The following is a 12,574-nucleotide window of genomic DNA, read 5'->3' as shown; positions in this document are numbered from 1 at the left end:
GCCGCGGCGGGGCAGACTTCAGGTGTGCCGACGATGACTGACCAGGAAGCGATCGCCTTTCTCGGCGACGGAACCCACACCGGCAAGCTCGCCACCGCCGGCCCGTCCGGCGACCCGCACGTGGTGCCGATCTGGTTCGTGCTGGACGGGCACGACCTGGTGTTCACCACCGGCCGCGACTCGGTGAAGGGGCGGAACCTGCGGAACAACCCGCGGGCGGCGATCACCGTCGACGTGGAGCAGTTCCCGTACCACTTCGCCGCGACCCACGGCCAGGTCTCGGTCGTCGAGGACCCGCCGGACCTGCGGGAGTGGACGACCCGGATCGCCGCGCGGTATGTGCCGCAGGGCGAGGCGAAGCGGTACGGCGAGGTGAACAGCGGCCCGGGTAACCTGCTCTGCCGCCTGCGCCCGGACCGGCTGACCGGCGTGCGGGACATCGCGCTCGTGTAGCCTCGGCGGGTGCCCGCCGCCCCGCTGCGCATGTTGACGCTCAACGCGCTGTTCAAGGGCGACGTGCGGGCCCGGCTGGCCGCGCTCGGCGCGATCGTCGAGCGGGCCGGCTACGACGTGGTGTGCCTGCAGGAGGTCATGGATCCGCGGGCCGCGCGGCGGCTGGCGGCCGGGTTCGCGCATCGGCGGTTCGGCGGGGCGCTGCTGGTCCGGGGCGGGCTGGTGCTGCTGTCGCGGTGGCCGGTCGCGGCGGCGGCGTTCGTGCCGTATCCGATCTCCCGCCCCCTGCGGCCCGAGCTGCTCATGCGCAAGGGCGCGCAGGTCGCGCTGCTGGACACGCCGGCCGGGCGGCTGGCCGTGGTGAACACGCACCTGTCGGCCAACCGCGACGACGACTGGTCGCCCGGGAACCGCTACAGCGGGCTCGCCCGCGCCGAGCTGCGCCGGCTGGAGCGCGCCCTGGCCCGGCTCGGCCCGGCCGTGCCGCTGGTCGTGACCGGCGACCTCAACCTGCCGCGCGAGTCCGCGGTGCTCGCCGAGTTCCGCGCGGCGGCCGGGCTGCGCGACGCGATGGCCGGCGACCCGCGCCCCACCTACCGGCCCACGCCGAGCTGGCCGACTCCGCCCGCCTTCGACCACGTGCTGCTGCGCTCCGCGCCCGGCGCGGAGCTGAAGGCCCGCTGCCGCCTGGTGTTTCAGGACGAGTTGGTACCGCTCGCCGGCGGCCGGACCGCTCACCTCTCCGACCACTACGGGATCGAGACCGAGCTGACCATCGCTTAGCTTAGGCGCCGCCGCCCGGCGTGACGCCGTAGACCAGGCGCAGGATCGCGTCGGTCAGCGTGTCGAGCAGCTCGTCGTCGGTGTGCTCGTCCGGGCTGGCGTAGGCGTCGGAGAACACGACGCTGCGCAGGTGGATCGTCATCGTCGCCAGCAGCAGCGGCGGGCCCTGCACGGTCAGGCCGGCCCGCGCGTCGCGGGCGATGCGGTCGGCGAAGGCGGAGCAGCCCTCGTCGACGAAGCGGCGGCGGACGGCGAGCACGTCCGGGCCCGGGTCGGGGGCGACGAACGCCTCGCGCATCCACAGGCCGTCGACCTTCCAGCGGGCCAGCGCCCGGGCCAGGCCGCGCCGCAGCGCCCCGCGGTCCAGCCCGTCGGAGGCCAGCCACTCGGCCATCTCCTCGTCGTTCTCGCCGAGCACCTGGTCGACCAGCGCGGCGAGGACGGCCTGCTTGGACTCGAAGTAGAAGTAGAAGCCCGAGCGGGCGATGCCGGCCGCGTTGGCCAGCTCGTCGATCGTGACCTGGGAGATCGGCTTGACGCGGAAGAGCTCCCGGGCGGCGGCGAGCAGGGCGCGCTCCCGCTGGTCACCCTTCGTGGGTCCGCGGCGGCTTCCGATGGCAGGCACGAGGTGATGGTACAACCCGCCGTCAGGTGAAATTGACGTCACATCTTCGATTTTCGACAGTGTGTTGAGAAAAACCGTCCGGATGTCTAGGTTCGGCTTGAGTGCATCGAAGCGTTGAAGGAGATCCGTCGTGCCGACCCCACCGCCCCGCCTCGTGCTGCCGATCGCGTGCTATGCCGTGCTCCTCGTCTCCGCCCTGCAGACCCTGGTGGTGCCGGTCATCGCCGCCATCCAGGCCCATCTGGGCGTCTCGGCCACCGCCGCCAGCTGGGTGGTGACCGCCAACCTGCTCGGCGCCGCGGTCCTCACGCCGTTGCTGGGCCGCCTCGGCGACCTGCACGGCCGCCGCCCGGTCATGATCGGCGTGGCGGCCGCCGTGCTGATCGGCTCCGTGCTCGGCGCGACGACGTCGGACCTGCCGCTGCTGCTGCTCGCCCGGGTGCTGCAGGCGGCCAGTTTCGGGCTGTTCCCGCTCTCCATCGGGGTACTGCGCGAAGAGCTCCCGCCGCAGCGCCTCACCGGCGCCATGGCGCTGGTCAGCGGCATGCTGTCGGTCGGCGCCGGGCTGGGGCTGGCGGTCACCGGCCTGCTCATGCGCGACGGCGGCGACTACCACCGGCTGTTCTGGCTGGCCACCGCGCTGAGCGCGGTCGGGCTGGCCGGGGCGTGGGCCCTCCCGCGCCGCGCGGGGATGGCCTCCGGCGGCCTGGACTGGGCCGGCGCGGCCCTGCTCGGCCTCGGCCTGGTGCTGCTCATCCTGCCGCTGGAGGAGGGCAACGGCTGGGGCTGGGGCTCGCCCCGGGTGCTGGGCTCGCTCGCCGCCGCGGTCGTCGTGCTCGCGGTGTTCGTGCTGTTCGAGCGGCGGATCGCGCACCCGCTGGTGAGCACCCGGATGCTCACCCACCGCCCGATCGTGGTGGCCAACGCGGCCGGCCTGTTCCTGGGCTTCTCGATGTTCGCCGTGTTCCTGGCCGTGTCCGCCATGGTGCAGACGCCGCCGGCGATCGCGCACTACGGCTTCGGCTCGACGGTCCTCGCCGCCAGCCTCGTCTACCTGCTGCCCGGCACCCTCGGCGGCATCCTCACCGCGCCGCTCGGCGGGCGCCTGGTCAGCCGCTTCGGCGCGAAGGCGACGCTGGTGTTCGCCGCGCTGCTGGCCGGCGCCGGCTTCGCGATGCTGGCCGCGCTGCACGCGATGACCTGGCAGATCATCGCCGGGGCGTTCGCGGTCAACACGGCCATCATGTTCGGCTACGCGGCCCTGCCGGCGCTGCTCATCCAGCACGTGTCCCCGGCCGAGACCGGCATCGCCAACAGCGTGAACTCCATCGCCCGCTCGGTCGGCATGTCCCTCGGCACGGCGTTCGTGGTCACGATGGCGACCCGCAACCTCATCCCCGGCGCCCCGGTGCCGCTGCCGCACGAGGAGCAGTTCGTGCTCGTCTTCGCCACCGGCACGGTCGCGGCCCTGGCCGCCGCCGCCGTCGTCACCTGGGCCCTGCCCCGCGGCCGCCGCGCCGCCATCACCACCCTGCAGGCCGAGGCCGAGGAGGTGTACGGCGCGGCAGGCGTCGACGTGCCCGCGGACCTGGTCAACCAGCAGCGGGCCGGCTGACGCTGGTTCACCGCTGGAAGGACACCGCGGCGTCGATGAGGGCGAGCAGATCGGTCCAGTCCTCGACCAGCTGGGCGCGGTCGAGCTTGGCCAGCCGGCGGGCGGCGGCGCGCGGGATGGTCTGGGTCCGGTGCCGGCGCAGGATCTCGTCGGCCCGGTCGATGGTCGAGTGCTCGCCGATCAGGTCGTCGGCCCCGTCGAGGCCGAGGAACACGGCCAGCTGCGCGCAGACGTCCCGGCAGCGGCACAGGTAGCTCGGCAGCCACTCCTCGGGCGGCGCGGCGAGGTGCTCGGCGAGCAGGTCGAGGTCGTAGCGGCGCTCGTCGGCACCGTCGTTGCGCACCCGCCACGGCGGGGTCGCGACGAGCGGATCGGAGGCGTCGCGGGCGGCGTATCGGGCCAGCGCCATGGTGTCGGCGAACAGCAGCAGGTTGCCGTCGCCGTCGGTCGGGAAGACATACTCGACCACGCCGTAGCCCCCGTGCAGCTGCCCGCGCAGCGTCACGCCGTCGTTGCCCGGCGTGTTGAGCTCGATCACCTCGACCACCGTGAGCACCAGCCCCGCCTCCTGCGCCCGCGCCGGCCCCGTCACCGGCACGCCCGGCCCAACGGGCGCGGGCGGCCCGGCCGGCACCGGAGGCGCATAAGGCGGGGCCGGCGCGGGCGTTGGGGGCGGCGCATAACGAGGCGGTGGAGCGCCCAGGCCGGTGAGCAGAGGGTCGACGCTGCCGGCGGCGACGACCAGCTCCGGCTGGTCGATGACGGTCGGGGCGATGTGCAGCGCCCGGTGCAGCATGGTGGCGACCAGCGGCATCCGGCTCGCCCCGCCGACCAGGATCACCGCGCCCAGCGGGCGCAGCGGCACCGGGCACGCGGCCAGGGTGACGCCGATCGCGTTGACCGTGCGCTGGATCAGCGGCGCGGCGAGCCGCTCGAGCTCGTCGCGGGTGAGCAGCTCCGAGGTGTCCAGCAGCGGCAGGTACACCGTCGCCGAGCTGGTGCGCGACAGCATTTCCTTGGCGCCGCGCACGTCCTCCCACAGCTGCCGGCGGGCGGCCCGGTCGGCGACGGTGGCCGGTTCGTCCAGCCGCCGCCACAGCTCCGGCGCGCCGCCGCGGGCGCGCAGCAGGCCGACGATCGCGGCGTCGACGTCCTGGCCGCCGGTGTCGTCCAGGCCGGCGCTGCACAGCACCTGCATCGCGGCGCCGCCGCCGGGGCGCGGGTCGTGGCGGACGACGGCGACGTCGAAGGTGCCGGCGCCCAGGTCGTACACCAGGAGATCGGACGAAATGGCACCGTGCCGGCGCAGGTGGAAGGCGGCGGCCGCGACCGGCTCCGGGACCAGGCGCACCTCGCCCAGCCCGGCGCCGGCCGCGGCCCGCCACAGGGTCGAGCGCCGGCCCGGGCCCCAGGCCGCAGGGTGGCAGACGGTGGCCGCGGCGACCGGTACGCCCGCGACCCGGTGCGCCTCGGCGGCGACCCGGCGCAGCAGCGCGCCGAGCAGCGCCTCCACGGGGACCTCGGCGCCGAGGAACACCCGGCCCTCGTCGATGCGGCGCTTGGGGTTGCCCTCGAAGCGCTCCGGGTGGGCGCGGGCGGAGTGCACCGCGTCGCGGCCGGCGAGCAGTTCCCCGCCGGGGCCGGCGAAGACGGCGGAGGGCAGCAGCGGTACCCCGTCGAAGAGGACCGGCTCGGTGGTGCCGTCGTCGCGGCGCAGGAACGCGACCGTGCTGGAGCTGCCCAGGTCGATGCCGATGTCGGCCATCAGCGGCCCTTGTCGCACAGGTCGTCGGCGGTGCCGTCGTCGAGCAAACCCAGCCACGCCTGCACGCGCACCCCCGGAGTCCAGCCGGGTCCACTGTAGGCGACCGGAGGAAATCGCTCCTAGCCGAGAAGTTTTCAGGGGGCGTTGGGGTCGCCCGGCTTCTCACTTGGCCTCGTAGGTGTGGCCTGGTAGGTGACCCGGTCGCCGGTGTTGTAGACGGTCGACGGCGTCCACGCGGCCGGGCCGCCGCCGGGCGGGGGCGGGGCGATCTCCTGCCACGGGCCGGTCGGGTCGCGGAGCCTTATGACCGCTGCAGCCACCGGGCCGCCACATCGGGCGGCAAGCAGCGCCCACAGCGGCGGCGGGCCCGAGGCGGCGGGCGGCGGGGCTAACGCGGGGTGGCACGCTCGACGCGGGCCAAGACCATGCTCGTGCCGTCGTCGCGGGTCACCGAAAAGAAGGCCAGTTCAGCCAGTGGGGCGGCGACCTCGCCGGTGACCTCCTGCGCGCCGGTCGCGCCAGTCCGGTCGGCGACGAGGAAGGTCTGGCCGGCCACGGTGGTGGCGTAGAGCTGATAGCGGCGGCCCGGATCCAGGCCGACGATCGACGCCACGATCGTGGTGGTGCCGGTGCCGCGGGCGGCCATGGTGACCGTGAGCCGCGCCGAGGCGCCGACGCCCTCGGCGCGCGCGGATGCGCTCACCGGGCTGATCGGGCCGGGCGCGGTGACCAGTTCGCTGACGCCGACGGCGGTCGCGCCCACGGCGACGGCGGCCGCCGCCACGAGCCCCACCAGCACGCCGCGCCGGGAGCGGCGCCGCGACGACAACGGCGTCACCGAGGCCAATGCTCCCTCCGGGGCGCCCACGCCATCCCCGGCGGGCCCGCTCTTCTCGGCCGGACCGGTGCGCGGGGTGGCCGTGCCGTTGGGGGTGGTCGGGCTGTCGGGGGTGGGCACGGCGGTGAGGTGTGGCGGCGTGAGCGGCTCGGAGAAGTCGACGGTGGCCAGGTCGCCCAGCGCGGTGGGCGTGGCGAGCAGGTCGGCGAAGTCGGCGGCGGGCAGGTGACTCAGCCCGGTGGCGGCCGGGCCGAAGTCCTCGCACTGCTGCTGGCAGGCCGGGCAGCCGGCCAGGTGCCGCTCGAACGCCGCCTCGGTGGCCGGGTCGAGGGCGCCGAGCAGGTACAGCGCACCCGCGCCGTGCACGTCGTCTTCGCGCTGGAGCTCCGTCATCTTGGCCAGACTCTATTCAAAGGCGGGTTGAGCGGCGGATGTGCGGTCGTCACAACGACGTTGCGCAGGCGTGCCGCGTTCAAATCCAACGGCGCCGACATGTGTTCAGGCTACGTCCAGCGCGCCGATCGCGGCGCGCAGCGACCGTAGCGCATAGTGTGCGCGCGACTTCACCGTGCCGTCGGGAATGCCGAGGTGGAGGGCGGCCTCGTCGGTGGAGTGGCCGTGAAAGTACAACTCGATGAGGATGGCACCGCTTCGACGAGCTGCCGCACCTGACCGTGCTCGGCGACGCCAAGAGCGGCAATACCAACCTGCTGCGGCACGTCGCCAAGGCGGTGATGGACCGGCCGAGGCCCGCATCATGATCGTCGACTACCGGCGGCCCGGTGCTTGGCAACACCAAGCCGCGGCACCTCCCGCCCGGCCGGGCACTGCTGTGCACCCGCCGCGGCGCCCGGCTGATCCAGACCGCCTGGTCGGGCGAAGGCCTGCCGGAGTGACCGGTACGGTGGCGCGGTGACGATGACCCTGTTGCTGGGCACGGTCGGCGCCGATCCGCCGCTGACCCAGCGGCCCGAGCTGACCGGCAACGCCGGCGGCACCTGGCTGATCTCCAGCGTGGACACCCCGGCCGGGCGGGTCGACGAGGTCGTCGACGCCGCCACCGGCCGGGCGGCGTTCACCGTCGACACCGACACCTCCGGCCATGAGGTGTCCGACGTGTCCCCCGACGGCGTCTGGCTGGCCAGGATCGAGGGCCGGACCGTGCGGATCTGGGACCCGGTCGCGGACCGCGACCGGGCGCACCTGCCGGCCCACGCCTACACGCGAGGTGCGGCCTTCTCCCCCGACGGCACCATGCTCGTCACCCGGTTGCTCAAGGTGGTCCAGGCCTGGGAGATCGACACCGGCCGGTGCCTGGCCACGGTGCGGATCAACCGCGCCAACGCCGACGCCCTCGCGATCGCACCGGACGGCGCCTGGCTGGCCGCGGTGTGCTCGGACCGGCGGGTGCGCATCCTCGACGTGGCCACCGCCCGCAGCCGCCGGGTGCTGAGCGCCGAGGGGCTGCTCTCGGCCGCGGTCGAGCCCGGCGGGGCGTGGCTGGCCACCGGCGGCCTCGACGGCACGGTCCGGCTGTGGGACCCGGGCAGCGGCCGCCAGCTCGCCGCCCTGCCCGGGCACGCCGGCTGGGCCGCCGCGGTCGCCGTCTCCCCCGACGGCACCCGGCTGGCCAGCGCCGGCACCGACGGCCTCGTGCTGATCCGGGACGCGGCCACCGGCGCGACCCTCGCCACGACCCGCACCCCGAGCCCCGCGGTGCTCCGGTGCCGCTGGCTGGCCGACGGCGCCGGGATCTGCGTCAGCGCCCGCGACGGCACGGCCCACGTCTACCGCATCCCCGCCTGAGCCCTTACGAGTACGCCTCCAGCAGCGTCATGCACTGCTGCGGGCTTTCCACGTGGGCGTTGTGACCCAACCCGGCCAGCGTGACGACCGGAACACCCAGCCGCGCGAGCTGCTCATCGGTGTTCAAGCGGTCGCGCTCGCCCCGGGCCAGGACGACCGGCGACGTCGACCGCGCCACCAGGCCGGCCATGTCGGGCGCACCCACCCCGAACGCGGGCGGGTCCAGGGCGAGCCGCCACCGGCCGTCCTCTTCGCGGATGCCGTCCTGCACCGCGGGATCCTCGTCTGGGAGGAGATCCGCCAGTCCGGACACCCGCAGGTGCCGGGCGATGGCCTCCTCCCGCGAGCCGAACCAGGCCACCGGGCGCCGGGCCAGCGCCTGCGCGCGGTCCAGTTCCTCGCCGCTCCAGGCGACCTTGATGCCCAGCCCGACGACCGCCGCCACCGGGGACCGTGCGGCCAGCGCCAGGGCCACCACGCCGCCGAGCGAGTGCCCCAGCACGACGGTGCGGCCCGCCGGCGCCGTCAGCGGGCGCACCGCCTCGGCGAGCGCATCGAACGTGTACACGGACAGCGCCGCCGACCCGCCGTGACCGGGCAGATCGGGCGCCAGCCACCGCCCGGGCCAGCGGTGCGCCAGCATCGGCCCCCACCCGGACCACACGGCACCGGTCGCGCCCAGCCCGTGCAGCAACAGCAGCAACGGGTCACCCTCGCCGCCGCCGCGCACCCGGAGGTCCTGGCCCTGGTCCATCCCTGGAGTCTGCCACCCTCGGCGTCTCAAGGCCGCCAGGCGCCGCGGCGGCACAGGCGACGACGACCCGGGCGAGCTTCGGCATGCCCGGCACGACGCGGCGGGGCGGCCCGAGGTTCAGCCCAAGTTTCCGGCCCGCATCCATGTGGTCAGCGTGGGGGCAGGGTCCGCAGCAGGGCCTCCGGGCGGCCGGGGCGGATCAGCCGGGCCACGCCGGGCGGCAGCAGGCGGCCCGAGAAGCCGGTCGGCAGGTCGTAGCGGGGCACGGTGGAGAACTGCAGGCGGGCCGCGCCCGATTCGACGGCGCGCATCACCAGCGGGTCGCGGGTCATCGCCTGGGCCGGCAGCTGGTTGAGCACGACGCTCAAGCCCAGGCGCTGCGCGAGCATCAGGTGCGGAGCGAGGGCGCCCAGCGGGTTCACCTTGCCGATGCTGTACACCGCCTGCAGCAGCTCGGCGTCGTCCACGACCAGCAACACCGGGTGCTCGTCGCCGGGCGCGCCGGCGAGCCGGGCGTCCAGGCGGCGGCGCAGGCCGGCCGCCAGCGCCTCCACCTCCTCCGTGGACGTCGCCGCGGCGGTCGGCGGCGGCGCCGCGGCGAGCAGGTCGCCACGCAGGTCCACCACGTAGGCGTCGGCGAGCCCGGCCTCGCTCACCCGGGCCAGCAGCCGGGCCAGCCCGGTGGTCCGGCCGGTGTGCGGGTCGCCGAGGTAAAGCAGGTTGCCGTCCCGGCCAGGGGTGAAGCAGACCGGCGCGAAGCCGGCCTCGTCGACGCCGAGCACGACCTGCCCGCCGGCGGCGGACCGCTCGGCGGCGTGGAAGCGCGCCGCGGTCAGATCCTCCAGCAGCGGCAGCGGCTCGGCGGCCACCCCCGGGTGCAGCGCCGCCGCCTCGGCCGCGACCCGCTCCACGGTGGCGCTCAGCGACCGCGGGCCGCCGGCCCGCGACGCCGCGTGGAACGGCGCGGCGAACTGCACGTGCAGGCCGCTCGGGCCGAGCGCCCGGCCGGGGCCGGCGGCGGCGAGGGTGGCGGCCAGGGCCCGGCTGTGCGCGGTCTGCATCGCGTCGAGCAGCCGCAGCTCGAAGCGGGCCGCGATCTGGTCGAGCCGGCGCGGGCCGAGGTCGCTCCAGCGGGGCGTGGCGACGTGCAGGTGCACGCCGAAGCCGGCGCCCTCGTTCAGGACCCGGGCGATCACGTCGGCGTGCTCCGGGCAGCGCGCCTCGAACACCGCGAAGTTGTCCACGATCAGCACGGTGTGGGCCTGCTGCGACTCGCTGCGCGCCACGGCCGCGCGGCGGCGCCGGTCGGCCATGCCGGTGACGCCGTCGCGCTGGAACTCCTGGGCCCGCCGGTCCAGCAGGGCGGCGACCTCGGTGAGGATGCGGGCCACCCGGTTCGGTTCCTGCGGGGTGGCGTAGGCGGCGACGTTGGGCAGCCGGGCGGCAGCGGCCAGCGCCCCGCCGCCGAAGTCCAGGACGAAGAACCGCAGCAGGTACGCCGGGTGGGCCAGCGCCGCGCGCAGCAGCTCGACCGCGAGGACGGAGCTCTTGCCCGAGCCCGGCGCGCCGGCGACCGCGAGATGCCCGCCCGGCCCGGCGACGTCGAACAGCACCGGCGGCTGGACCCGCCGGGCCGGGTCGTCGAGCAGCCCGACGGTGACCGGCAGTCCCGCGTCCGCCCCGCCCGGCTCGACGCCGGCGTCGAGCCGCTCGTGATCCAGCGGGAGGAACTCCAGGCGCGCGGCGTTGGGCAGCGGCTCCAGCCACAACTGCGGCGCGCGGGGCACGTCCATCGTCCAGGCCACGACCCGGGCCAGGTCGGAGCGGGCGTCGGCGCCGTGCGGCTGGAACACCTGCGCGGCCTTGAAGCGCTGCGGCGTGGGCCCGGTCTTCAGGTAGCCGTGGCCGGGCACCGCGGGCAGGTCGGCGGCGACCCGGGAGCCGATGACCGTGACGCTCTCCTCGGCGGTGAACGTGCGCAGCGCGATGCGGTAGCTCAGGTGCGGCTCCAGGCCGTGGATCCGCCCGCCCTCGAGCCGCTGGCTGGCCAGCAGCAGGTGCATGCCGACGCTGCGGCCGATGCGGGCGATCGAGATCAGCGCGTCGAGGAATGCCGGGTCGGCCTCGGTGAGCTCGGCGAACTCGTCGATGACCAGGAGCAGGTACGGCAGCGGCGGCAGGTCCGGCCGCCGGGTGCGCCGGTCCCAGTAGTGGCGGATGTTCTGCACGTCGGGCCCGGCCTCGGCGAGCAGCCGCTGGCGGGCCAGCAGCTCGCCGACGAGGGCGGCGCGCATCCGCGCGATCAGGGCCGGGTCGTCGATGTTGGTGACCAGCCCGGCGCAGTGCGGCAGCCCGGCCAGCTCCTCGAAGGCGGCGCCGCCCTTGAAGTCCACGAACGCGACTCGCAGCCAGGCCGGGTCGTGGGCGAGCGCCAGCGAGGTGATCATCGTGCGCAGCAGCTCGCTCTTGCCCGAGCCGGTGGCCCCGACGAGCAGCCCGTGCGGCCCGGCGCCGCCCACGGCGCTCTCGCGCAGGTCGAGCCGGCAGGGATCGCCGTCGGCCAGCACGCCGAGCGTCGCGGTCAGCGCCTGCGGCGGGACGGCCCAGCGGGCCGGCCCGGCCAGGGCCACGCGGGCGCCGAGCAGGTCGAGCAGCAGGTCGCCGCCGGTGTCGCGGGCGAAGGTCAGGTCGGTGACCGGCCACCGCCCCTCGACGCGCGCGGCCACCGCGTCGGCGGTGCGCACGTCGGCGCCCCACGCCGCGAACGGCGTCGCCGCGACCGGGCGACGGATCGGCTGCAGGCTCGACCGGGCGCCGGGGCGCAGGCGCAGCACGGCGCTCGCCTCGGCCGGGCTCGCCGCGCCCGGCGGCTCGGCCAGGGTGAGCACGGTGATACCAAGCCCGGCCGCGCCGGCCACGGCCTGGTGCAGCAGCGGCTGCCGGTCGGCGGCATAGGCCCGGCCGTAGTCGTCGACGACGATGATCAGATGCGGCAGGCCGGCCGCCCGGGCCGAGGCGTGGCTCTCGTCGCGCAGCCGGATGCGGGGTGCCACGGCCCGCGCCAGCGCGGCGGGCGCGGTGGCGCCGGTCGCGATCGCCGCGCCGGTGCGTGACTCGGTCCAGCGCAGCGCGTGCGGGACCCGGGTCGCCCAGCCCCACTCGGCGTGCCGGCCTTCGTCGGCGACGACCAGCAATGCCAGCTCGTCCGGGCCGCAGCACACCACCGCCTCGAGCAGCATCGCCCGGGCCAGGGCGGAGGTGAGCGGCCGGGGCCCCTCCAGCCCGAGCACGCCGCTGCCGGTCAGGTCCACGCACAGCGGCGCGTCGTCCAGCGTGGCGGCCCCGGCGGCGAGCTCCCGGGCGTGCCGGTCGAGCCCGGGCGGCAGGTCGGCGTCGACCGGGGCGGCCGCGGCGACGTCGACGCGCAGGCCGGAGGGCACGGTCGCGATGCCGACGGCCACCGTGGCGAAGTCCTCGTCGGCGGCGCGGCGCTCCCACAGCCGGTGCTCCTCGATCCACTCCAGCAGGTCGGCCGGGGCCGGGTGGGCCTGGCGCAGCGCCTTGCGGATCTCCCGCCGGGCGTGGTCGACCCGGTCCGCGGTGTCGGACAGCAGCGTGCCGTAGCGGGCCTGGCGGCGCTCGTTGCGCCCGGCCACGGCGCGCCGGTTGGCCAGGAACGTGAGCAACGGCGTGACCACCGCGGCGAGGCTCACGATCAGGCCGGTCCAGATGAGGTACCGCTGGCCGCTGACGATGCCGAAGAAGACCACCGATCCGGTGGACAGGACCGGCACCAGCACGGTGGTCCAGGCGGGCGGCTTCGCCGACTCGACGGCGGGCACGGCGGGCAGGTCGAAGACGGTCACCGCCGGGCGGGCGCCGAGCACGCGGGCCCGGCGGTGGACCGGCCGGCGGTCGGGCGAGGGCTGTGGCAC

Annotated in this window: 11 protein-coding genes; 4 read left to right on the top strand and 7 right to left on the bottom strand. The window is 75.7% G+C overall.

All coding sequences use genetic code 11. The features are described from left to right. The first annotated feature begins 33 nt into the window (after positions 1-33). Together ACQPXD_RS17110 and ACQPXD_RS17105 are read left to right on the top strand one after the other, a co-directional pair. Positions 34-453 (top strand): PPOX class F420-dependent oxidoreductase, encoded by a 420-nt coding sequence (locus ACQPXD_RS17110; RefSeq protein ID WP_432839509.1) that lies wholly within the window; start codon positions 34-36, stop codon positions 451-453. Between the two features lie 9 nt (positions 454-462). Then, a complete protein-coding gene (locus ACQPXD_RS17105) occupies positions 463-1,236 on the top strand; it encodes an endonuclease/exonuclease/phosphatase family protein (protein WP_432839507.1) in 774 nt (257 codons plus the stop codon). 1 nt (position 1,237) lies between these two features. Here ACQPXD_RS17105 and ACQPXD_RS17100 read toward each other — a convergent pair whose 3' ends face one another. Next, positions 1,238-1,861, bottom strand: a complete 624-nt coding sequence (locus ACQPXD_RS17100; RefSeq protein WP_432839505.1) for a TetR/AcrR family transcriptional regulator — start codon at positions 1,859-1,861, stop codon at positions 1,238-1,240. Positions 1,862-1,991: 130 nt separating this feature from the next. Here ACQPXD_RS17100 and ACQPXD_RS17095 point away from each other — a divergent pair, with 130 nt between their 5' ends. Further along, the gene (locus tag ACQPXD_RS17095; RefSeq protein ID WP_432839503.1) at positions 1,992-3,476 is read left to right on the top strand and encodes an MFS transporter; all 1,485 of its coding nucleotides are present in this window, start codon (positions 1,992-1,994) and stop codon (positions 3,474-3,476) included. Between the two features lie 7 nt (positions 3,477-3,483). Here the strand turns inward: ACQPXD_RS17095 and ACQPXD_RS17090 are convergent, their stop codons facing one another. From ACQPXD_RS17090 to ACQPXD_RS17075, 4 genes are all read right to left on the bottom strand, one after another. Then, a complete protein-coding gene (locus ACQPXD_RS17090; RefSeq protein WP_432839501.1) occupies positions 3,484-5,241 on the bottom strand; it encodes an Hsp70 family protein in 1,758 nt (585 codons plus the stop codon). A 134-nt stretch (positions 5,242-5,375) separates the two neighbouring features. Then, on the bottom strand, positions 5,376-5,561 hold the full coding sequence (locus ACQPXD_RS17085; protein ID WP_432839499.1) for a hypothetical protein: 186 nt from the start codon (positions 5,559-5,561) through the stop codon (positions 5,376-5,378). A 68-nt stretch (positions 5,562-5,629) separates the two neighbouring features. Further along, positions 5,630-6,472, bottom strand: a complete 843-nt coding sequence (locus ACQPXD_RS17080; protein WP_432839497.1) for a zf-HC2 domain-containing protein — start codon at positions 6,470-6,472, stop codon at positions 5,630-5,632. Positions 6,473-6,577: 105 nt separating this feature from the next. Then, entirely contained in the window at positions 6,578-6,835 is a 258-nt protein-coding gene (locus ACQPXD_RS17075) for a sigma factor-like helix-turn-helix DNA-binding protein (protein ID WP_432843882.1), read from the bottom strand. A gap of 162 nt (positions 6,836-6,997) precedes the next feature. Here ACQPXD_RS17075 and ACQPXD_RS17070 point away from each other — a divergent pair, with 162 nt between their 5' ends. After that, positions 6,998-7,885 carry a WD40 repeat domain-containing protein gene (locus ACQPXD_RS17070; protein WP_432843880.1) on the top strand — a complete coding sequence of 296 codons (888 nt, stop codon included), beginning with the start codon at positions 6,998-7,000 and terminating at the stop codon, positions 7,883-7,885. A gap of 4 nt (positions 7,886-7,889) precedes the next feature. Here the strand turns inward: ACQPXD_RS17070 and ACQPXD_RS17065 are convergent, their stop codons facing one another. Together ACQPXD_RS17065 and ACQPXD_RS17060 are read right to left on the bottom strand one after the other, a co-directional pair. Further along, positions 7,890-8,639 carry an alpha/beta fold hydrolase gene (locus ACQPXD_RS17065; protein ID WP_432839495.1) on the bottom strand — a complete coding sequence of 250 codons (750 nt, stop codon included), beginning with the start codon at positions 8,637-8,639 and terminating at the stop codon, positions 7,890-7,892. A 149-nt stretch (positions 8,640-8,788) separates the two neighbouring features. After that, on the bottom strand, positions 8,789-12,574 hold the full coding sequence (locus ACQPXD_RS17060) for an FtsK/SpoIIIE domain-containing protein (protein WP_432839493.1): 3,786 nt from the start codon (positions 12,572-12,574) through the stop codon (positions 8,789-8,791).

Origin of the sequence: Dactylosporangium sp. CA-092794 (genome assembly GCF_050948465.1) — a bacterium.
Classification (GTDB): Bacteria; Actinomycetota; Actinomycetes; order Mycobacteriales; family Micromonosporaceae; genus Dactylosporangium.
Note: the sequence above shows the minus strand (reverse complement) of the source record. Positions and strands in the feature narration are given on the sequence as shown.

Bases quoted from the DNA above. Each gene is read 5' to 3' on its own strand.
- ACQPXD_RS17110 (WP_432839509.1), top strand. From the start codon at position 34: ATGACTGACCAGGAAGCGATCGCCTTTCTCGGCGACGGAACCCACACC.
- ACQPXD_RS17090 (WP_432839501.1), bottom strand. From the start codon at position 5,241: ATGGCCGACATCGGCATCGACCTGGGCAGCTCCAGCACGGTCGCGTTC.
- ACQPXD_RS17080 (WP_432839497.1), bottom strand. From the start codon at position 6,472: ATGACGGAGCTCCAGCGCGAAGACGACGTGCACGGCGCGGGTGCGCTG.
- ACQPXD_RS17075 (WP_432843882.1), bottom strand. From the start codon at position 6,835: ATGCGGGCCTCGGCCGGTCCATCACCGCCTTGGCGACGTGCCGCAGCA.
- ACQPXD_RS17070 (WP_432843880.1), top strand. From the start codon at position 6,998: ATGACCCTGTTGCTGGGCACGGTCGGCGCCGATCCGCCGCTGACCCAG.
- ACQPXD_RS17065 (WP_432839495.1), bottom strand. From the start codon at position 8,639: ATGGACCAGGGCCAGGACCTCCGGGTGCGCGGCGGCGGCGAGGGTGAC.